The sequence below is a fragment of the Paenibacillus albicereus genome (genome assembly GCF_012676905.1).
Taxonomy (GTDB): domain Bacteria; phylum Bacillota; class Bacilli; order Paenibacillales; family Paenibacillaceae; genus Paenibacillus_O; species Paenibacillus_O albicereus.
The window spans coordinates 2507764-2529113 of sequence record NZ_CP051428.1; the positions used below are offsets into that span (position 1 = coordinate 2507764).

At 62.1% G+C, this 21350-nt stretch carries 18 protein-coding genes; 13 read left to right on the forward strand and 5 right to left on the reverse strand.

The window, feature by feature from the left end; translation table 11 throughout:
• The first annotated feature begins 452 nt into the window (after positions 1–452).
• Positions 453–2513, forward strand: a complete 2061-nt coding sequence (locus HGI30_RS11060; RefSeq protein ID WP_168907615.1) for an endonuclease MutS2 — start codon at positions 453–455, stop codon at positions 2511–2513.
• 13 nt (positions 2514–2526) lie between these two features.
• Here HGI30_RS11060 and HGI30_RS11065 read toward each other — a convergent pair whose 3' ends face one another.
• Positions 2527–3180 (reverse strand): thiamine diphosphokinase, encoded by a 654-nt coding sequence (locus HGI30_RS11065; protein ID WP_168907616.1) that lies wholly within the window; start codon positions 3178–3180, stop codon positions 2527–2529.
• Between the two features lie 147 nt (positions 3181–3327).
• On the opposite strand from HGI30_RS11065, the gene HGI30_RS11070 reads away from it, so the two are divergent.
• Together HGI30_RS11070 and HGI30_RS11075 are read left to right on the forward strand one after the other, a co-directional pair.
• Complete coding sequence (locus HGI30_RS11070; protein ID WP_407945025.1) at positions 3328–3972, forward strand: trimeric intracellular cation channel family protein; 645 nt, start codon at positions 3328–3330, stop codon at positions 3970–3972.
• Positions 3972–4460, forward strand: a complete 489-nt coding sequence (locus HGI30_RS11075; protein ID WP_168907617.1) for a low molecular weight protein-tyrosine-phosphatase — start codon at positions 3972–3974, stop codon at positions 4458–4460. The genes HGI30_RS11070 and HGI30_RS11075 overlap by 1 nt, the downstream gene beginning before the upstream one ends.
• Before the next feature lie 83 nt (positions 4461–4543).
• Here the strand turns inward: HGI30_RS11075 and HGI30_RS11080 are convergent, their stop codons facing one another.
• Positions 4544–5275, reverse strand: a complete 732-nt coding sequence (locus HGI30_RS11080; protein ID WP_168907618.1) for an alpha/beta hydrolase — start codon at positions 5273–5275, stop codon at positions 4544–4546.
• Between the two features lie 299 nt (positions 5276–5574).
• Between HGI30_RS11080 and pdhA the strand changes: the two genes are divergently transcribed.
• From pdhA to HGI30_RS11125, 9 genes are all read left to right on the forward strand, one after another.
• Positions 5575–6651: a pyruvate dehydrogenase (acetyl-transferring) E1 component subunit alpha gene (pdhA, locus tag HGI30_RS11085; protein ID WP_206110062.1), complete on the forward strand. Its 1077-nt coding sequence runs from the start codon at positions 5575–5577 to the stop codon at positions 6649–6651.
• A 69-nt stretch (positions 6652–6720) separates the two neighbouring features.
• Positions 6721–7698 carry an alpha-ketoacid dehydrogenase subunit beta gene (locus HGI30_RS11090; protein ID WP_101809121.1) on the forward strand — a complete coding sequence of 326 codons (978 nt, stop codon included), beginning with the start codon at positions 6721–6723 and terminating at the stop codon, positions 7696–7698.
• Positions 7699–7829: 131 nt separating this feature from the next.
• Positions 7830–9170, forward strand: a complete 1341-nt coding sequence (locus HGI30_RS11095) for a dihydrolipoamide acetyltransferase family protein (protein WP_168907619.1) — start codon at positions 7830–7832, stop codon at positions 9168–9170.
• A gap of 4 nt (positions 9171–9174) precedes the next feature.
• Positions 9175–10590 (forward strand): dihydrolipoyl dehydrogenase, encoded by a 1416-nt coding sequence (lpdA, locus tag HGI30_RS11100; RefSeq protein ID WP_168907620.1) that lies wholly within the window; start codon positions 9175–9177, stop codon positions 10588–10590.
• Positions 10591–11052: 462 nt separating this feature from the next.
• The gene (gene thyA / locus HGI30_RS11105) at positions 11053–11847 is read left to right on the forward strand and encodes a thymidylate synthase (protein ID WP_168907621.1); all 795 of its coding nucleotides are present in this window, start codon (positions 11053–11055) and stop codon (positions 11845–11847) included.
• Positions 11844–12353, forward strand: coding sequence for a dihydrofolate reductase (locus HGI30_RS11110; protein WP_168907622.1), 510 nt, complete (start codon positions 11844–11846; stop codon positions 12351–12353). The genes thyA and HGI30_RS11110 overlap by 4 nt, the downstream gene beginning before the upstream one ends.
• 199 nt (positions 12354–12552) lie before the next feature.
• Positions 12553–14040: a glutamate synthase subunit beta gene (locus tag HGI30_RS11115; RefSeq protein ID WP_168907623.1), complete on the forward strand. Its 1488-nt coding sequence runs from the start codon at positions 12553–12555 to the stop codon at positions 14038–14040.
• Between the two features lie 331 nt (positions 14041–14371).
• On the forward strand, positions 14372–15544 hold the full coding sequence (locus HGI30_RS11120; protein WP_168907624.1) for a glucosaminidase domain-containing protein: 1173 nt from the start codon (positions 14372–14374) through the stop codon (positions 15542–15544).
• A gap of 63 nt (positions 15545–15607) precedes the next feature.
• Complete coding sequence (locus tag HGI30_RS11125; protein WP_168909840.1) at positions 15608–17974, forward strand: DNA topoisomerase 3; 2367 nt, start codon at positions 15608–15610, stop codon at positions 17972–17974.
• Here HGI30_RS11125 and HGI30_RS11130 read toward each other — a convergent pair.
• Positions 17935–19761: an ABC transporter substrate-binding protein gene (locus HGI30_RS11130; protein WP_168907625.1), complete on the reverse strand. Its 1827-nt coding sequence runs from the start codon at positions 19759–19761 to the stop codon at positions 17935–17937. The genes HGI30_RS11125 and HGI30_RS11130 overlap by 40 nt on opposite strands.
• Before the next feature lie 197 nt (positions 19762–19958).
• On the opposite strand from HGI30_RS11130, the gene HGI30_RS11135 reads away from it, so the two are divergent.
• Positions 19959–20147 carry a hypothetical protein gene (locus HGI30_RS11135; protein ID WP_168907626.1) on the forward strand — a complete coding sequence of 63 codons (189 nt, stop codon included), beginning with the start codon at positions 19959–19961 and terminating at the stop codon, positions 20145–20147.
• Positions 20148–20243: 96 nt separating this feature from the next.
• Here HGI30_RS11135 and HGI30_RS11140 read toward each other — a convergent pair whose 3' ends face one another.
• Positions 20244–20996 (reverse strand): HAD family hydrolase, encoded by a 753-nt coding sequence (locus HGI30_RS11140; RefSeq protein WP_168907627.1) that lies wholly within the window; start codon positions 20994–20996, stop codon positions 20244–20246.
• A 108-nt stretch (positions 20997–21104) separates the two neighbouring features.
• Complete coding sequence (locus HGI30_RS11145) at positions 21105–21323, reverse strand: hypothetical protein (protein ID WP_168907628.1); 219 nt, start codon at positions 21321–21323, stop codon at positions 21105–21107.
• Between the last annotated feature and the right edge of the window lie 27 nt (positions 21324–21350).

The window sequence follows — 21350 nt, forward strand, 5'->3', positions numbered from 1 at the left end:
CTTTGAAGCAAAAATTGACTTCCGCACGGGATTCCGGGTAGGATAGGGGAAGGCCGATTCCAATCGCCTTTCATCCACTTTTCCAAAAAGGGGAGCTATTGATGATTAAGGGTGTTCAGATCTCGTAATTTCATAGGATCGCAGTCGATTCGCCTGCCGGCGCAAGCGCCGTTTTTCCGCAGGCTTTTTCGAAGCGGTCCATGATCGAGCTCTGAACCGAAGGATCCTCCCTGACCATAGACGGTCATCCGTCCGTTCCGCCGCCTGCTATCGTCAGGCTCTGCGGATCGCGGATGATCCGCGTCTAAGACAGGAATGGAGCGCTTCTGCGTTCCGTTCCTGTCTTTTTTGCGTTCATGCGAGAGGATGAGGCGCACGGAATCGGCTTGTCCACCCTTCGGCTTGCGCTGCATGCCATGGAACGTTGCATCCCAATCAAGGAGGTTTTTTACATGAATCACGCATCCATGATGCGACTTGAATATAGCTTCATTCAAAATCAACTGCTCGAACTCGCCGTATCCGAGCCGGGCCGCCGGCTGGCGGAGCGTCATGCCCCGACCGCCCATTTCCGTCAGGCGGAAGCCTGGCAGCAGGAGACGGCGGAGGCGGACGCGCTTCTGCGCGCCGGCTCCAGCGTGCCGCTGTCCGCGATGGAGGGCATCGGCGCGTTCCTGGCTTTGCTCGGCAAAGGGCGGGTCTACGACGAGAAGGAGCTCTCGGGCCTGTCGGCCTGGCTCGGCTCCATCTCGCAGATGAAGCGCTACATGGCGTCCAAGCGGGAGCTGGCTCCGCGGCTGTCGGGCTATGCGGACGCCATGCGGGACTGTCCCGCCCTCAAGGAGGAGATCGATCGCTGCATCCGCGGCGGCTGGCTGGCGGACCACGCTTCGCCCGAGCTGTCGCGGATCCGACGCGGCGCGCAGGTGGCCGAGGATCGGATCCGCCGCAAGCTCGACGCGGCGCTCGCGAAGTACAGGAGCAGCCTGCAGGAGGCGATCGTCAGCCGCAGGGGCGAACGTTTCGTCATTCCCGTCCGCAGGGATCAGCGCCGGCTCGTGCCGGGGACGGTCTGGGACGAATCGGCGAGCGGGCAGACGCTGTTCATCGAGCCGCATGACGTCGCCGACCTGCAGGCGGAGCTCGCGATGTGGAAGCAGGAGGAGGAACAGGAGAGAATCCGCATCCTGTCCATGCTGTCGTCGATGGCCGAAAGCGAGTCGGAGCCGTTGACGGTCAACCTGGAGGCGATGGCTCTGTTCGACTTCATCCTAGCGCGAGGCAAGCTTTCCCGTTCTTATGACGGGACGAGGCCGCGTCTGCTCGCCGAACCGCTCATCCGGCTGCGCGGCGGACGCCATCCGAAGCTCGGCGCTCGAGCGGTGCCGATCCACGCGGAGCTGGGCGACGGCTGGGACCAGCTTTGCATTACCGGGCCCAACACAGGCGGCAAGACGCTGGCGCTCAAGACGCTCGGCTTGTTCGCGCTCATGGCGCAAGCGGGACTGTTTCTGCCTGCGGACGAAGGCTGCGAGTTCGGGCTGTTCGATGACGTGCTCGCCGATGTCGGAGACGGACAAAGCATCGAGCAGTCGCTCAGCACGTTTTCGTCGCATCTGGCCGTCCTCGGCGAGATTCTCGGGCAGGCAAGCCGAACGACGCTCGTCCTGCTTGACGAGCTGGCCGCCGGGACCGATCCCGGAGAGGGGATCGCGCTGTCGATCGCGGTGCTCGAGGAGCTCGGCGCGAGAGGGACGAAGGTGGCCGTGACGACCCATTTCAATGAAATCAAGGCTTATGCGTCGCGGACCCCGCGCTGCATGAACGCGAGGATGGCGTTTGACGCCGAGTCGCTGCAGCCGTTGTACCGGCTTGAGCCGGGCGAGGCGGGAGACAGCTATGCGCTGTCGATCGCGCGGAGATACGGCTTGCCGGAATCGCTGCTTGCCCGAGCGGAAGAGCTGAAGCGTTCCGGAGTCAAGCCGGCGGCGGCAGCGTCCGAGGCCAAGCTGGATGAGGACCGCGCAGCGGCTGCCCCGAGGCGAGAGGCCGAGCGGCAGGCAGAGCGGCGGGGCGGGAAGCGCCGCGGAGCGGATGATCGGGCAGAGACGGAGCAGGGCGGCCGGGCGCTTTCTCCCGGAAAGCCGGAAAAGCCGAGAGCCCGCGGCGAAGCCGGCAGCCCCGAGTCCCCGCACGACGGCGGCAAGGCGGCCGCGCGGTCCAAGGAATTCGCGGTCGGGGACTGCGTCTGGATCCATCCGCTCCAGCGGACCGGAATCGTCTTCCGCGAGGCGGATGCGAGAGGAGAGGTGATCGTGCAGGTGAAAAGGGAAAAGAGAGCCTTCAACCGCAAAAGGCTGTCCCTTTACATCAGCAGGGACAGCCTTTATCCGGGCGAGGATTACGATATGGACATCGTGTTCGATACCAAGGAGAACCGCAAGGCGAGGCATCGGATGTCGCGGATGCACGTGCCCGGACTGCAGATCGAATCGCCGGACGGAGACAAGTGAGCAAGCGGGGCGTTCAGCCGATCGACTCGATGACGAGCAGCCAGCCTTCGCGAAGCGAGACGGTGCCTCTCTCCCCGTCCAGCGCGTTGCTGATCCCGAGCGACTGCCCGATGCGCAGCTCCGCCTCCCGAAGCGGATAGCGGAATCCGTCCAGATTGATGCCGGCGGTCGTTTCGCTCAGCGGAAGCAGGGAGACATGCGGGAAGCGGCTCCGCTCGACGGGCATCGACCGGCCTCCGCGCAGCAGGCGGATGCGGTTCGTCTCGTCTTCGATCGCGGTCTCGATGCCGCGATCGGCCGCCAGCCGAAGCAGATGCACGTTGGCGAGCGAATGATCGAAGCGGCTGCCGAGAGCGCCGACGATCAGGATCGACGCCGGATTCAGATCGAGCGCGCGCCGCAAGGCCAGCTCGGTGTCGGTATAGTCTTTGTCGATCGGATCGAACGAGGCGAGCTCGGCGCTGCCCGCCTCGATCTCGGCCCGCTCCGCCTCCTGTACGGAGTCGAAGTCGCCGAGCGACAGATCCGGCCGGATGCCCGAACGGACGAGGAAAAGCGCTCCTGCGTCCGCTCCGATGAGGTAATCGTCCGCCCGAAGCAGGCCGGCCGCCCACGGTCCAAGGCTGCCACCCGTCACGATGGCGGCCCGCTGCAGCTGCTGCGGCATATGGCTCATTCCTCCCTCTAGGTTCTGCGGCCCATTATAGCGCGGAGGAGGCGCCGCCGCAATGCGGTTGCGGGAAGGGCCGGCCCCGGCTATTATAGGTAGGACAGTCGCGGCATCTTGCATCTTGCATACGGGGGCGTAATCGATTTGTACACAGAGATTTTTGCGGTATTCAGCATCATCGGCACGATCGCCTTCGCGGTCAGCGGCGCGATCGTCGCCATGGAAGAAGAGTACGACATCCTCGGCGTGTTCGTGCTGGGTCTGGTGACGGCATTCGGAGGCGGCGTGATCCGCAATCTGCTCATCGGCATCCCGGTGCCGACGCTCTGGACGCAGGGCTTGCTCATCAAGATCGCGCTCGCCTCGATGACGATCATTTTCCTGCTGCCGGTCAGCTGGATTCAGCACTGGCGCAAGGCGGAGGCGCTGTTCGACGCGATCGGGCTGTCGGCCTTCGCCATCCAAGGCGCGCTCTATGCGACGGAGATGAAGCATCCGCTCAGCGCCGTGCTCGTCGCCGCGACGCTGACGGGCATCGGCGGCGGCATCGTCCGCGACTTGCTCGCCGGGCGCAAGCCGCTCGTGCTGCGGGACGAAATTTATGCCGTCTGGGCGATTCTCGGCGGGGCGGCGATCGGGCTTGGCTTGTTCCAAGGGACGGCGATGCTGCTCGTGCTGTTCGTGCTCATCATCGTCATGCGGATGCTGTCCGTCGTCTTCAAATGGCGCCTGCCTCGAAGGTCGCTCCGGACGGCGGCAGCCGACCGCAGGGAAGGAGGGATGTTCTGATGGAGCGCGGAGTAAAAGTCGTATTCGTCTGCTTAGGGAACATCTGCCGCTCTCCCATGGCGGAAGCGGTGCTCCGCCACCTCGCCGCGCAGCGCGGGCAGGGGCCGTACATCGAGATCGACAGCGCCGGAACGGGCGACTGGCATCTCGGAGCGGTCCCGCATGAAGGAACGCGCCGCGAGCTCGATCGCGCAGGCATTTCCTACGAGGGGATGAGGGCCCGTCTGGTCGACCGCGCCGATCTCGAGGAGGCGGATTACATCGTCGTCATGGACCGCTCCAACGAGCGGGACGTGCAGGAGCTCGTCCGCGCCTTGGGCATCGTGCCGCAGGGCCGGCTGCTCCGCTTCATGGAGCTGCTACCGGACGAGGAGCTGGACGGCGTGCCCGATCCGTACTATACAGGCGACTTCGAGCAGACCCGCCGGCTCGTCACCGCGGGCTGCGAGGCGCTGCTTGACCGGATCGAGCGGGAACGCCTCTCTTGAACGACGACGCCAAAAAAGCGGGACGAAGCCGGGTCAGCCCGGCTTTCGTCCCGCTTTTTGGTTGGGCATCATCGGAGCTGCCCTTAGTCCAGGAAATGCTTCAGGCCGTCGGGAATCTCGCGCTGCCAGGAGCCCCATTGATGCTTGCCGTCCTTCTCCACATAGCGGATCTCGGCGCCGCGGTCGGCGAGCAAGGCGTCCATCTCGCGGTTCAGCCTCACGAAGTCGTAGACGCCCGTGTCCGTCTCGTAGTCGGTCTCCTGGAGGCCGACATACAGATAGAGCTGCAGCCAGGACAGATCGCCCTGCCTCGCCGCGATCGCTTGGGAAGCGGGATAAAAAGCGCCCGACAAGGAGAGGACGCGGTTCCACAGCTCGGGGTAGCGCAGCGCGAGATGGAGCGATACGGTGCCGCCGAGCGAGTCGCCGATCAGCAGCCGCTCGCGGCGTTCTCTCCGAACGGGGTATTTATCTTCGATATAGGGAAGCATCTCCTCGGCGAAAAAGCGAGCGTACGCCTCGTGCCGGGCTCCGTCCGGAGCGTATTCGCTCGTCCGCTTCTTCTTGTCGACGTCGACGCCGACGAGGATGAACGGCTCGAGCTCGCCGTCGATGATGAGCCGGTTGGCCAGCGTGGCCGCGCGACCGAAGTTGAACAGGTCCTCGCCGTCCTGCCCGTAGACGACCGGATAGCTGAGCACCTCGTTGTAGCCGGGGGGGAGGTAGACGCGCAGCTCGCGCGAGCCTTCCTCGAGATGGCGGCTCGGGACCGTTTCCTTGAGGATCGTTCTTTTCAAATAAATGTCGTCTGGCATCGTTCTCTTCCTCCTTGGCTGCATGGGACGGCGTAGGTCGGGGTAAACAATAAGGAGATGTCCGTTCCGCGCAGGTCGATACGGACGGGACCCCTCCAATGTAACCGCTCTTGTACTATCCTGTTATATATGTTCCGATAAGCTGTTGCACATACACAAACCGTTAAAAAACCGTGAAAGTAATGAAAAAACAACGTTTTTTCCTTTTTTGCTTTGACCGTTTCAACGCAACAGGTTTATAATAATTCTATAACAGAAGCAGGCAAGTTTCAAATAACAAATCGAGGTGAACCTCTCTGATGAGCAAGCTGCTGAACAAGCATTCGTACGAAGTGCATAGCGAGGACGTAACGCCGCTTACGATTCTTTCCCCCGAAGGCGAAGTCGTCAATCCCGACCTCATGCCGGACCTCAGCGACGACCAGCTGAAGGAACTGATGTACCGCATGGTGTTCACCCGCACCTGGGACGAGCGCGCCGTCAACCTCGGCCGCCAAGGCCGTCTCGGCTTCTACGCGCCGGTATCCGGCCAGGAAGCGTCGATGATCGGCAGCGAGTTCGCGCTGAACAAGGACGACTTCATCTGCCCGGGCTACCGCGACATGCCGCAACTCGTCTGGCACGGACTGCCGATGTACCAGGCGTTCCTGTACTCCCGCGGCCACCAGCACGGCGGCCAGATTCCGGAGGACGTGCACGTCCTGATGCCGCAGATCATCATCGGCGCGCAGATCCTGCACGCGACCGGCGTCGCGATGGCGTTCAAGAAGCGCGGCGAGAAGCGCGTCGCCATCACGTACACGGGCGACGGCGGCTCCTCCGAGGGCGATTTCTACGAGGGCCTGAACTTCGCCGGCGTCTACAAGCTGCCGGTCATTTACACGGTCCAGAACAACCGCTATGCCATCACGACCCCGTACGAGAAGCAGACGGCCGCCCAGTCGATCGCCCACAAGGCGCTCGCCGCCGGCATCAAGGGCGTGCAGGTCGACGGCATGGACGTGCTCGCGGTGTACAAAGCCGTCTCCGAAGCGGCTGAGCGCGGCCGCAACGGCGAAGGCGCGACGCTGCTCGAGCTGCTCACCTACCGGTTCCGTCCCCACTCCATGGCGGACGACACGACCAAGTACCGCACGAAGGACGAGGAAGGCGAATGGTCGCTCAAGGATCCGATCATCCGCTTCGGCAAGTTCCTGGAGAAGAAAGGTCTTTGGACGGAAGAGGATACGGCCCGCGTGAAGGACGAGGCGAAAGCCTCCGTCAACGAAGCCATCAAGAAGGCGGAAGCGACCGAGAAAATGACGGTAAGCGGCTTGATCGACACGATGTTCGAGCACACGCCTGCCCACCTGGAAGAGCAAAAAGCCGATTTCTGATCCGAACCCAAGCGACCGATGAGTCCGGGGCGGCGCTCGCCGCTCCCCCTAAGGAGGAACCTGTTAATCATGGCTCAAATGAACATGTTGGAAGCAATCCGCGACGCTCTTCGCACCGAGCTGAAGCGGGATGAGAACGTAATGCTCTTCGGAGAGGACGTCGGCCACACCGGCGGCGTATTCCGCGTCACCGAAGGGCTGCAGAAGGAATTCGGCGAGGAGCGCGTCTTCGATACGCCGCTGGCGGAATCCGCGATCGCGGGCATGGCGGTCGGCCTCGGCATCCAGGGCTTCCGTCCGATCGCCGAGATCCAGTTCGTCGGCTTCATCTACGAGGCGATGGACCAGATGTTCATCCAGGCGGCGCGCATGCGCTATCGCTCCGGCGGCCGCTACAACTCGCCGATCGTCTTCCGCACCCCGTTCGGCGGCGGCGTCAAGGCAGCCGAGCTGCATACCGACTCGCTCGAGGGACTGGCGCTGCAGACGCCGGGCATCAAGGTCGTCATTCCTTCCAATCCGTATGACGCCAAAGGCCTCATGATCGCGGCGATCCGCGACAACGATCCGGTCTTCTTCATGGAGCATCTCAACCTGTACCGCGCCTTCCGCGCCGAAGTGCCGGAAGAAGAGTACACGGTCGAGCTCGGCAAGGCCAACGTCGTCCGCGAAGGCTCCGACGTCACGATCGTGACGTACGGCATGATGGTCCATACGTCCGTCAAGGCCGCCGAAGAGCTGGAGAAGGAAGGCGTCAGCGTCGAGGTCATCGACATCCGCACGCTCATGCCGCTGGACATCGACACGATCGTCGAGTCCATCAAAAAGACGAACCGCGCGATCGTCGTGCAGGAAGCCCAGAAGACATCCGGCGCGGCGGCCGAGATCATCGCCCAGATCAACGAAAAGGCGATCCTTCACCTGGAGGCGCCGGTGCTTCGCGTCGCGGGACCGGATACGGTCTATCCGTTCGCCCAGATCGAAGATCAGTGGCTGCCGTCTCCGGCGCGCGTCGTCGCCAACGTCAAGAAAGTTCTCGAATTCTAATTCCGTCCTAGCGGAATTGGCTTGCCCCTTTTTTCCCCTGCAGCCGCCGCGGCGGGCTGCGCGTCCTTCGCGGGCCGCAGCTTGTCCGCTGCCGGTCGGCACAGCTTCAGATGCAAAAGGAGGTTCACCCCGTGGCAAAGTTTGAATACCGGTTCCCAGAGCTGGGCGAAGGCCTTCATGAAGGCGAAATCATCAAGATCCACATCAAGGTCGGAGACAAGGTCACCGACGACGACATCATTATGGAAGTGCAGAACGACAAGGCTGTCGTCGAGGTTCCTTGCCCGGTCAACGGCACCGTTCTCGAGGTTCTCGCCAAGGACGGCCAAGTCTGCCATGTCGGCGACGTCGTGGCTGTCATCGACGCCGAGGGAGACCTGCCTGAAGGCGCCGCTCCGAGCGAGGACAGCGCGAAGGAAGTCGCCAAGGACGAAGCGTTGAACGTCGCTCCGGGCGCAGTCAAGGCCGACGCCGAAGTGACGGCGAAGGACGCGGCTCCAGCTGCGGCGTCCGCTCCTGCTACCGCTCCGGCCGCCAAAGGCCAGGTTCTCGCGACGCCTAGCGTGCGCAAGTTCTCCCGCGAGAAGGGCGTGGACATCGCGTCCGTGCCAGGCAGCGGCAAGAACGGCCGCATCACCCGCGAAGACATCGAGAAGGCAGCCTCCGGCGGCGCGTCCGCTCCGGCGGCATCCGCTTCCGACAATGCCGCCGTCGCAGCGAAAGGCGCGGGCGAAGCCAAAGCCGCTCCGGTCGCCAGCCAGGGCGGAGACCGTCCGGAAGAGCGCCTGCCGTTCAAGGGCATCCGCAAGATCATTTCCAACGCGATGTCGAAATCGGCTTACACCGCTCCTCACGTGACGCTGATGGACGAAGTCGACGTGACCGCGCTCGTCGAGCTGCGCAAGAAAGCGAAGCCGGTCGCCGAGAAGAAGGGCGTCAAGCTGACGTACCTGCCGTTCATCGTCAAGGCGCTCGTCGCCGCCGTGCGCGAGTTCCCGATCATGAACTCGATGCTCGACGAGGAAGCGCAGGAAATCGTGCTTCGCAAGTACTACAACATCGGCATCGCCACCGATACCGACAACGGCCTCATCGTGCCGGTCATCGAGCATGCGGACCGCAAGAACGTCTGGAACATCGCCAGCTCCATCAGCGATCTCGCCGCTCGCGGACGCGAAGGCAAGCTGTCGGGCGCCGAGCTCAAGGGCAGCACGATCTCCATCACCAACATCGGCTCCGCCGGCGGCATGTTCTTCACGCCGATCATCAACTTCCCTGAAGTGGCGATCCTCGGCGTCGGCCGCATCGCCGACAAGCCGGTCGTCAAGAACGGCGAGATCGTCGCCGCTTCCGTCATGGCCCTCTCGCTGAGCTTCGACCACCGTCTCATCGACGGCGCGACGGCTCAGAATTTCCTGAACTACATCAAGCAGCTTCTGGCCGACCCGCAGCTGCTAATCATGGAGGTATAAGCTCATGGTAGTAGGAGACGCATCTCTCGATATCGATACACTGGTCATCGGTGCCGGTCCCGGCGGATATGTGGCTGCGATTCGCGCAGCCCAGCTGGGCCAAAGCGTGCTTTGCGTGGAGAAGGAGCATGTCGGCGGCGTGTGCCTGAACGTCGGCTGCATTCCTTCCAAAGCGCTCATCTCGGCTTCTCATCAATATGACGCGGTCAGCCATGCCGAAGCGATCGGCATTACGGCCGGCGACGTCAACGTCGACTGGAACAAGATCCAGGAGTTCAAGGGCGGAGTCGTGAAGAAGCTTACGGGCGGCGTCGCCAGCCTGCTCAAAGCGAACAAGGTGCAATACTTCGCCGGCGAAGTCATGTTCATCAACGAAAACGAAGCGCGCGTCTTCAACGACCAGGAAGCTCCGCGCTACCGCTTCAAGAACTGCATCATCGCGACGGGCTCCCGTCCGATCGAGCTGAAGGCATTCCCGTTCGGCGGACGCATCGTCTCCTCCACGGGCGCGCTTTCCCTGCCTGAGATTCCAAAGAGCCTGGCCGTCATCGGCGGCGGCTACATCGGCGTCGAGCTGAGCCAGATGTACAGCAAGTTCGGCACGAAGGTGACGATCATCGAAGGCCTCGACTCCATCCTGGCCGGCTTCGACAAGGATATGTCCCAGCTCGTAGCCAAGAAGCTCAAGGCCAAAGGCGCGGAAATCATCACGAACGCTCAAGCGAAGAGCGCCGAGCAGACCGACAAGGACGTCACGGTGACGTACACGGTCGACGGCAAGGAGCAGTCGGTGACGGCGGATTACCTGCTCGTCACGGTCGGACGCCGTCCGAACACGGACGGAGAGCTTGGCCTCGACCTCATCAACGTCAAGATGACGGACCGCGGCCTCGTCGAAGTAAACGACGAAGGACGCACGAGCATCCCGCACATCTTCGCGATCGGCGACATCGTGCCGGGACCTGCGCTCGCCCACAAGGCGATGTACGAAGGCCGCGTCGCGGCTGAAGTCATCGCCGGACAGCCGAGCAAGGTGGACTACAAGTGCATGCCGGCCGTCTGCTTCTCCGATCCGGAGTGCGCCAGCGTCGGCCTGACCGAGAAGGAAGCGAAGGAAAAAGGCTACAACGTCAAAGTCGGCAAATTCCCGTTTGCCGCCAATGGCCGCGCCCTTTCCCTCAACGCTGCAGAAGGCTTCGTGAAGCTTGTCGCCGACAAGGACAGCGGCCTCGTGCTCGGCGCCCACATCGCGGGCATCGAGGCGTCCAACATGATCTCCGAGCTTGGCCTCGCGATCGAGATGGGCGCTACGCTTGAGGATATCGCGCTGACGATCCATGCGCACCCGACGCTTGGCGAGATCACGCTGGATGCTGCGGAAGTCGCTCTCGGCCATCCGATCCATACGTTCGTCAAGTAATTGCGCTTTTCAGGCCGGCCCCTTCTGGGGCCGGTTTTTTTATGGGCCGAAGAAATTCGGTCCGTGGATTGGTTTGATTGCGAGTCCGATAGAAGGAACGAGCACTCCCGCGAAGCGGCGCATGGTTCGGGAATCAAGAGCGAAGCGGGCGGGGAATTCGTGAAGAAGCGGCAGCGGTTCCCTTGGAGGCCGGATTCCACCCCTGTTGGGAAATGGAATCAAAGGAATCGGGGCTCCAGGGAGATCGGAACGAATCCCCGTCTCGCGAAGCGGACCGGCTCAGCATGCCTGTCCGCGAACCGAAATCAGTTTCCGCTATTCATAAGGACGGGCATCTTTTTGTTCTGCAGCACGATACAAATAAGAGACAAACGAGCCTTTAAGATGATAAACTAATAGAAAGGTTCGCGAGATCGAAGGAGGCTCCGCCGCTTCGGCGGGTCCTGAGCTAGGGGGAAACCGATGAAAAATTATTTGGAGCTTTTGCAGGACATCCTGGACAACGGCACGGAGCGTTCCGACCGTACGGGAACCGGCACGATCGCGGTGTTCGGCCGGCAGCTTCGGTTCGATTTGTCCAAGGGCTTTCCGCTCGTCACTACGAAAAGGGTGCATGTCAAATCGATCATCCACGAGCTGCTCTGGTTCCTCAGCGGCGAGACGAACGTGAAATACCTGCAGGAGAACGGAGTTCGGATTTGGAACGAATGGGCGGACGAGAACGGGGACCTGGGGCCGGTGTACGGCTCTCAGTGGCGCGCCTGGGAAGGCAAGGACGGGCGCAGCCATGACCAGATCGCCGCGGTCGTCGAGTCGATCCGCACGAATCCGGACTCGCGGCGCCACATGGTGAGCGCCTGGAACGTAGGCGAAATCGACGGCATGAAGCTGCCTCCTTGCCATTTCGTGTTCCAGTTTCAGGTGAGCGGGGGCAAGCTGAACTGCATGTTCACGATGCGCTCCTCGGATACGTTCCTCGGCCTGCCGTTCAACATCGCCCAGTATGCGATGCTGACGCATATGATGGCCCAGCAATGCGACCTGCAGCCGGGAGAGCTGATCTATTCCGGAGGCGACGTGCATATCTATGCAAATCATCTGGAGCAGGTGAAGCTGCAGCTGACGCGCGAGCCGTACCCGCTTCCGCAGCTTGTGCTGAAGCGCAAGCCGGAGAGCATCTTCGACTACCGCTATGAGGACTTCGAGCTCGTCGGCTATGAGCATCATCCGACGATCAAGGCCGAGGTGTCGATATGAGGATCACGATGATCGCGTGCATGGACCGCGACCGGCTGATCGGGCGCGGCAACGACTTGCCGTGGAAGCTGCCGGAGGACATGCGCTTCTTCAAGGAGCAGACGATGGGCAAGCCGGTGCTGATGGGGCGCAAGACGTTCGAGTCCTTCGGCAGCCGTCCGCTCAAGGGCAGGCGCAACCTGCTGCTGAGCCGCGGCGAGGGGGAGGCTCCGGCAGGCACGGAGCTGTTCCGGACGCCGGAGGAGGCGCTGCAGGCGGTCGCCGGCGAAGAGGAGCTGATGGTCATCGGCGGGGAGCAGGTGTACCGGCTGCTGCTCAGCCGCGCGGACCGACTGCTGCTGACGGAGATCGACCGCTCCTACGGCGGCGGCGACGCATACTTTCCGGAGCTGCCGGAGGGAGAGTGGGAGCTCGCGGACTCCGCGGCGGGTCTTGAGCAGGGACCGCAAGGGGAGACGTATGCCTTCCAAACGTATGTCCGAAAAGCCCTTGCGCGCAAATCGTAATCTCTATGCCGCTGTTATGCGACAAAGTGCAAATGATTGTACGCATACTCCATTATGCTAAGTTGTAAAACAATGCTACGATGTTGTACAAAGTATGCGCAGGAATGCAATATTATGTAGCAACGCAACGGGTCTTGCATCCGAAGAACGGGAACAGAGAGACGGAGCGGGACCTAAAGGATGGAGGAATGGGGAAAAGATGTCGACACCAACTGGTTTCATGGAATATAAGCGAGAGCTGCCGGCTGACCGCAGTCCGCTGGAGAGAATCAAGGACTGGGACGAGTTCCACAAGCACTTGCCGGACGATCAGCTTCGCACGCAGGGCTCCCGCTGCATGGATTGCGGCACCCCTTATTGCCATACGGGCATGGAGCTGGCCGGGGGAGCGTCGGGCTGCCCGGTCAACAACCTCATTCCCGAGTGGAACAACCTCATCTATCGCGGCTTATGGCGCGAGGCGCTGGAGCGCCTGCACAAGACGAACAACTTCCCGGAGTTCACCGGACGCGTCTGTCCGGCGCCATGCGAAGGCTCCTGTACGGTCGGCCTTATCGGCGATGCCGTCACGATCAAGACGATCGAGCAGTCGATCATCGACCGCGGCTTCGACGAGGGCTGGGTCGTGCCGCAGCCTCCGCAGCTCCGGACGGGCAAGAAGGTCGCTGTCGTCGGCTCGGGTCCCGCCGGCATGGCATGCGCGGCCCAGCTCAACAAAGCCGGCCATACGGTCACGGTTTATGAGCGCGCGGACCGCATCGGCGGCCTGCTGACGTACGGCATTCCGACGATGAAGCTCGACAAGCAGATCGTGCAGCGCCGCGTCGATCTGCTCGAGGCGGAAGGCGTCGACTTCGTGACGAACACGGAGATCGGCAAGGACGTCGCCGCCGAAGAGCTGCTGGAAGGCTTCGACGCGATCGTCCTGTGCGGCGGCGCGACGAAAGCTCGCGGCGTCGATATCGAAGGGGCGGGCTTGGACGGCGTGCATATGGCGATGGACTACCTCAACGGTACGATCAAGAGCTACCTGGACTCCGGCCTGGAGGACGGCAACTACATCTCCGCCAAGGACAAGGACGTCATCGTCATCGGCGGCGGCGACACGGGCACCGACTGCGTCGCCACGGCGCTGCGACATGGCTGCAAGTCGGTCACGCAGTTCGGCACGCATGCCAAGGCTCCGCTGCAGCGCGATCCGATCTCGAACCCTTGGCCGCAGTTCCCGAACGTGTACACGCTGGACTATGCGCACGAGGAAGCCAAAGCGCTTTATGGAGAGGACCCGCGCGCCTTCTCCGTCCTGACCAAGAAATTCGTCGGCGACGAGAACGGCAAGCTGAAGGAGCTCCACACCGTCCAGATCGAGCGGACCGTCGACGAGACCGGCCGCAAGATCTACAAGGAGATTCCAGGCACCGAAAAGGTCTGGCCGGCGGATCTCGTCTTCATCGCGGTCGGCTTCGAAGGGCCGGAGAACACGCTTGTCCAGGCGTTCGAGGTCGAGCAGGACCGCCGCACGAACGTCAAGGCCCTCTACGGCGACTACCGGACGAGCGTCGACAAGGTGTTTGCGGCCGGCGACATGCGGCGCGGTCAGAGCCTTGTCGTCTGGGCGATCAACGAGGGACGCGAAGCTGCCCGCGAAGTCGACAAGTTCCTCATGGGAAGCAGCATGCTTCCTTGATCCTGCCTAAGCCGCTTTGAGCTTGGCCCAAGCGGATCGGAAGCAACAACCCCGCCCTTTGACGAGGGCGGGGTTTTTATGCTGGAGTTTTGCTGCTCTGTGGAAATAATCGTTCTGGCGGGCTTGCTCGGCATCTGGCTCGGCTGGCGTCATCTGCCTGCTCTTGCCGGTATGGCGGCGCCGAGCTGGTCAAACAAGCACTTTGTAATTTTTGGCTATCCAGGAGAGAGGAGGCGATTTCTCCAGCAGCTTTTTTCGCCCCTTCTCATGAATTATGGTACAATCGGCCTATTGCCATTTGAACCTAATTCATTTCAAGGAGAGATGTCACGTGAACACACCTCATGGTGCCGCGATCCTCACTCCTTCGGATATTCGCCATATCAGAACGTTTATCGACGATAAATATCCGGAGAAGCCGCAGAGCGAAAAAAGCGAGCTGGTCGCGGACGCGATTCGCCGCGCCATTTTCCATCAGCTGCCCGATTTTGCAGATAGCATCAAGAAAGAGCTGACCTCCCGTCTCGTACGCCGATACGTCGTCGGACAGAAAGGCTTCGTTCGCGGCGACGATATCGTCGAAGCTTGCCTGGAGCTCGACATTCGCGATCAGCGGATCGTCCGGCCGCTGCGCAGTTGGATCGAACGGAAGCTTGACGTCACGGTCGAGGAGCGGGAGCTGCAGCGCGTGCTGCGCCTGGTCAAGCCAACGCATGCCCGCGCAGAGAGCATGGAGCTGCTGGGACGAATTGCCGAGGAGCTGGATGCGCCAGCGCCGGGGACTGTCGATCCGTCTGCGGACGAGCGGCAGGGAGCGCCATCATGGCTGGCCTCGATGCCGAGCATGCGCATCTTGACGGCTGCGATCGGATGCGTCATGATCATGGGAGGCATGCTGGTCTATGTATGGTCGCTCCTGCATGACCGCCCGCAATCGGCAGGCATGGCGGTCGTGTCGGCAGCCGAGCTCGAGCAGCCGGCAGCGTCACCGCAGGCGGCCCCGCGCTCGGAGCCGGCGGCACCCGAGCCTGCCTCGGCAGCCGCTGCCGAGCAGGCCCCGATGATGGACAACGAGCTGCCGCGATCGCTGCAATATGCCGACATCGACGAAGCGGCGCTGCAGGACTTCTTGGAGGGCCGCTCCTCGATGCTGGCCGGGTCGCGCTACATGGAGGCGATTCTGGATGCGGCGCGCCATTACAATATCCATCCCTTGCTGCTGTTCGCCATAACGGGACAGGAACAGAGCTTCGTCCCTGATGACCACAAGCGGGCGGAGCAGATGGCCAACAATCCGTTCAATGTGCACTACAGCTGGCAGAACTTCAACACGACGATCGAGGAATCCTCTATGATCGCAGCCAAAACGGTCGTCAACCTCAGCAAAAACCGTCCCGAGGACCGGGACGCGATCGTCTGGATCAACCGCAAGTACGCGGAGGATCCGAACTGGTCCAAGGGCGTCACGAGCATTCTGGACATGCTGGAGGAGATCGCGGCCTGACGGATGGACCGCGGCCGGGCTGGCGCATGGAGCCTCTTTCGCTACGGAGAGGAGCCGGTGTAGCTGAAGACGCTGATTATCGCCGAAAAACCGGATATGGGCCGCAACATCGCGGCCGTCATGGAGCCCAAGGCACTGAACCGCCGCACTCATCTGGAGGGCGAGCGGTTCATCGTCACTTGGGCTATCGGTCATCTGGTCGGACTTGCCGAGCCCGATGACTATGATCCACGCTACAAAAAATGGAAGGATGCCGATCTGCCGATCATTCCGGATGCCTTCAAGCTGTCCCCGAATCCGCGAACGAAGGACCAGCTCAAGGTCATCGGCGAGCTCGCCCGCAAATGCGGCCGGATCGTCAATGCCTGCGATGCCGGACGGGAAGGACAGCTGATCTTTCATCTCATCCGCCGCCAGCTCAAGCTGACGCAGCCGGTCGACCGGCTCTGGATCTCCGATCTGACGCCGGAGACGATCCGCCGCGGCTTCGAGCAGCTTGCAAGCGACGACAAGTATGCGCCGCTGACACGCGCCGCCCAGGCCCGCAGCGAAGCGGACTGGCTGATCGGCATGAACGCCTCCCGGGCGTTCACGATCCGCCACAAGGCGCTGCTGTCGGTCGGACGCGTGCAGACGCCGGTGCTTGCGCTGCTGTACGACCGCCATCGGGAGATCGAGGCGTTCCGCCCGGAAACGTATTATCGAATCGAAGCGCAATTCGTGCAGAAGGCGGCCGCGTACAAGGGCATCTGGCAGGGCGAGCGGCTTGTCGACGGGGCCAAGGCTTCTGCGATCGCCGAAAAGGTGAAGGGCAAGACGGGAAGGATCGCCAGCTATGAGGCAGCCGAATCCAAGGAATATCCGTTCCGCCTGCATGACCTGACGCTGCTGCAGCGCGAGGCGAACGGCCGCTACGGCTTCCCCGCCAAAAAGACGCTTGATGTGGCGCAGGCGCTCTACGAGAAGCATAAAGTCATCACCTATCCCCGCACCAGCTCCAACTACGTGACGGAAGAGACGATTCCCGTCATGGGCAAGGCGCTCGACATGCTGCGACAGACCGAGTATGCCGAGCTGGCCGCCGGAGCGGATCGCGGGAGGGTACATAAAGGCAACAAGGCCGTCTGCAATCCGGCCAAGGTCGAGGACCATCATGCCATCCTGCCGACGCCCAAGCGGCCCGGCTCGCTGAGCGCAGACGAGAAAAAGATTTACGATCTTATCGTGCGCCGGTTTTTGTCCCATTATTACGGTCCGGCCGTCTACCGCAACCATACGGTGCTTACCGTCGTGGAGGAGGAGACGTTCCGGACGCGCGTCAAGCAGCTGCTTGAGCCGGGCTGGAAGGTGACGCAGGGAGAGCCGGAGCCGGGAGAGAAGAAAAAGAGCCGCTCCAAAGGAGCGGCCGAGGAGGAAGCGGACGAGGAAACGCTCACGGACAGCGAGTTCGCCGTCGATCCCGAGGCCCCGGCCCGCTGCAAGTCGGCCAAGGCGGAGGAAAAGGCGACCCAGCCTCCCAAATCCTATACGGAGGGCACATTGCTGAAGGCGATGGAGAGCGCGGGCAAGGCGATGGAGGACGAGGAGCTGCGGGAGACGATGAAGGACAGCGGTCTCGGAACTCCAGCGACGCGCGCAGCGACGATCGAGCGGCTCAAGCAAGTCGGTTACATCCGGACGGCTGGCAAGAAGCTTGAGATCGAGCCGAAGGGAGCCGCCGCGATCGAGCTGATCCGCGGAGCGGGAGTCGAGCTCCTCGCCTCGCCGGTCATGACCGGACAGTGGGAGCGCCGGCTCACGCAGATCGCGCGCGGGGAGGCCTCGGACGAGGCGTTCATGGACAAGGTCAAGCAGTTCGCCCGCTCCATCGTCGACAAGGTGCGCCAGCAGCCTCCCGCTCCAGCAGGCACCTTCCAGGAGCCGGAGCGCAAGGGCGGGCGCAAGAGCTCCCGAGCCGGCTCAAGGCGATCCCAGGACGCTCCCGCAGCGTCAGGCTCGCAGGGACGCAGGTCCTTCGGAGCGGGCAGGAGCTCCTCGTCCGGTCCGAGTGCGAGGGCCGGATGGAAAAAGGACTCTGCGGACGCATCGCGCGTCCGCCAGGCGGCGAGAACCGAAAAGCCCTCCGCATCCGAAGCCCGGCCGGGCCCTCTGGAGCGGAAGGCGTTCGGAGCCTGCCCGCTCTGCGGTGGGCCCGTCATCGAAGGCAGCCGAGGCTACGGCTGCTCCCGCTTCCGCGAGGGCTGCCGCTTCGTCGTCTGGAAGGAGCAGCACGGCAAGAAGCTGAGCGTGCCGATGCTGAACGCGCTGCTAGCCAAAGGGAAGACCGGCGTGCTGGCGTTCAAGACCGGAGACGGCCAGAGCCGCAAGGGCCGTCTGGAGCTGACGCCTCCCTATACCGGCGAGACGAGGCTTTCTCTGGAGCGCTCCTGAGCTTCCGAGACCAGCCATACATCCTTGAAGTCCATCCAACCGAGCTTGTTGATGTCGATGCCGCGGACGGAAGGATGCACGAACGTATTCATCGCCCGGTGGATGAGGGGCAGAATTTGATGCTCGTCCAGCAAGCGCTGCTCGATTTGCCGGAGCAGCGCTTTTCGCTGTTCCGGCAAGTGGGCGGTGAACAGATGATCCAGGTTGCGCTTGACCCAGCGAAGGAGCGATTCGTCCATGTGCTGCCGCATGTAGCTGGATTCCTGCAAGTAATTCTCGAGCTCGCACACCTCATCCTCGGCGATGACGAGGTTTTGCAGGATGCAGTCGGCTTCCAGCACGAGCTCGGCCTGATAGATGGCTTGATGGGACTCGAAGCGCAGCTCGAGCGGAATGCCGATCTCGGCGAGGCGATCCTGCAGCCACTCCGCTTCGTTGCGGTAGGCGGGGCTTGTCAGCAGCACGATCGGACGGCCGTCATAACCGCTTTCCTCCAGCAGGCGCTGCGCCGTCTCCGGCTCATGCCGTTCCAGCGTAGGGAAATCGGGCGTAGCCGGCATATAGCTGCGAGCGGGCCGGCAAGCCTCTCCGACTGTGCGGCTTAGGCCCCAGCGGTCGACGGCAAGCTCGACCGCCTGACGGAAGACGATGGACCGCTGCGGTCCGTTTTTGCGCCGGTTCCAAGAGATCAGGCTGCAGCCCTTGTTCAGCGTTCGGATCTGGCCCCAGTTGTGCTCCGGGCGCACGGTCAGGCGGCTGTCGCTCGCCAGGATCTGGCCCCATTTCTGCCGTGTTTCGGTCGGAATGTCCTCGGGCATGACGGCGATCTGGACTTCGTCCAGGTAAGCTCGTCCCTGAAAATAATGCTCGTGCACGGCAAGGTCGATTCGCTCCGGCGTCCAGCGCGACAACCGAAAAGGTCCGGTGCCGGAGGGGAGCTGCCAGTACCGTTCCGGATCTCCCTGCACGAGGTCTGCCGGCAAGATGGATGCGACCGCGGAACAGAGCAGCCGGGGCAGCAGCCGGTTCGGCTGGCTGAGCGAAATCCGGACCGTGCGGCTGTCGAGCGGCACGGCGGCGATCATTGTCTCGAGCAGGAAGCGGTTGGGCTGTCCGTCGGCCAGCCGGTTCAGCGTGAAGCACACATCTGTGGAGGTCATCTCCGTGCCGTGATGGAAGCGGACCCCTTTGCGAAGGTGGAAAATCCAGACGCGCGCGTCGTCGCTGCTCTCCCAGTGATGGGCGAGCGCGGGAAGCAGCTTTTCCTCTCGGGCATCGAAATCAAGCAGGCGGTCGAAGATTTGATGGATGAGATGAGAATCGAACGAAAAGAACAGCCGGGCGGGATCAAGCGACACCGGCGGCCGATAGACCGGCAGGCGGAAGATGTCGCGCTGGTCCTGCTGGCCTTCGTCGATCCGATTCGAGCCGAAATGGCCGTTCAAAAAGTCCACGAAGCGATCGCGGGCCGCAGTCCGGTCGCCGTGATGCTTCATGAGCTGGAACGCTTTTTGATAATCGCCGTCGCCGGCCATCTGCATGGCCGTATCGAGCAGGAACTGCTCGCGGCTCATCAGGAATTCGATGCGCGAGCGAACGCCGCGCCCGCGTCCGGCATGCCAGCGCAGCCAGGCCTCCTCCTCGAGCTTGCGGATAATGAGCTTGACGTTGCGCTCGGTACAGTGGAACAGCTCGGCCAGCTCTTCGAGCGACACTTCGACGATCGTATCGGGATCCATGACGCGGTAATGGTCGAGCAGCAGCAGGTATCTCTCGGCGCTCAGCATATCGGTTTCTTTCTCCTTTTTCGGGCTCTTTCGCATAAGGGACAAGCATCGCGGGCCAAGGGCAGCGTTTTCTTTCCTTGAAAAGAGGAAGTGTATTGAATCAATTGTACACTTTTTGTTCCTGTTATGTCATGCGATACTGGATTCAGGGCAAAAGACGAATGAAACCAAATGAAGCCCGCGAGGAGAAATGAACGATGTACGATACGATTTTCAGGCATGAGATGGAGATTGAGCGCCATCACCGCAACCAATCCGGCAAGCAGAGCTACGCCGTGAACGAGATGTCGCCGAAAGCGAATGATTCCGACTACAGAGGCCGGATGAGCCGGCAGATCTGGAAGCCGCTGCACGCGATGATCGTATTCACGGGCCTGCGCAAATGAGCCGCGGCGGCGGAAATAGAAAAAGCCAAAAGCAAAGGGCATGATAAGGACCGGAAATCCGGATCTTATCATGCCCTTTGCTTTTGATTCGGGCCGTTAAGAAATGCGGCCGCCATACGAAGCGATGCCCTCAGGAACATCCCGCAGATGCTTCAGCTGCAGGAACGCTCCCTGAGGCTCGACATCGATCGTCACGATATTGTACTCCCACTCCGTGAACGGCTCGACATGGATCGCATGGATGCCCGTCGACAGCGCCGGCACGACATCGGTGCGGATGGAGTTGCCCACCATCCAGGTGTGGGAACGGTCGAATCCGCCCGAGCGCAGGATTTCCTCCAGCGCGTCGGTGTTCTTGTGCTGGCGGATATAGATCCGGTCCCCGAAAAACCGCTGCAGGCCGAGCCGATCCACCTTGCGCTGCTGGATGGAAGGCTCGCCTCCCGTATACAGATGTAGGCGGTGGCCGGCATCGGCCAGCTCCTCGAGCGTGCTCTCCATGTCGGGATAGGGCTCCGCTTCCTGCTCGTAGACGCTCTGTCCCATCCGCCATAGCAGATCGATCTCGTCGGAGCCCTCCTCGCGGCCGGTGAGTCGGGAGAAGTCGATATAGGTATCGAGGAAAGACTGCGGAAAGTGCTCGCTCTTGAAGCCGATCGCATGCACGCCGGCAATGTCGATTTCCTGCTGCTTGCGGCGGATCGCGGCCTCCGTCAACTCCGGGTAGGCGTGGAACCAGGTCCGCATGGCGTCGACGAACTGGTCGATGACCAGGTTGAAATATTTGTTGCAATGGATGAGCGTGTCATCCAGATCGAACAGGATGGTCTGCGGCGTAGGCTTGGCCATAAGCGGTCGTTGTCCCTTCTGGTCTGACTGGAGCAGTCAAGCTTTTCTCTCCAATCTACTTCACCGGGGAACATCCGTCAAACGGACGGCATCGACGCCGCAACCGATCTATGCGTAGCGTTGCGCCTTGGAGGCGAGGTTCTTCTTGATGAAAGCGATGCGCTGCCGCACATAGAAATCGCGGCTCTCGCCCTTGAGCTCCGAAGGAGTCACGGAAGAGTGGGAGCCGTTGTCGATGATGGCCAGCCGGCCGTCGTCGTAGAACTTGAAGGTGAGATCACGGAAGGGGCGATGGCGTTCGACAAATCGAAAGTGATTGCAATTCATCTCGATCACGCTCCAGATCAAGGAATG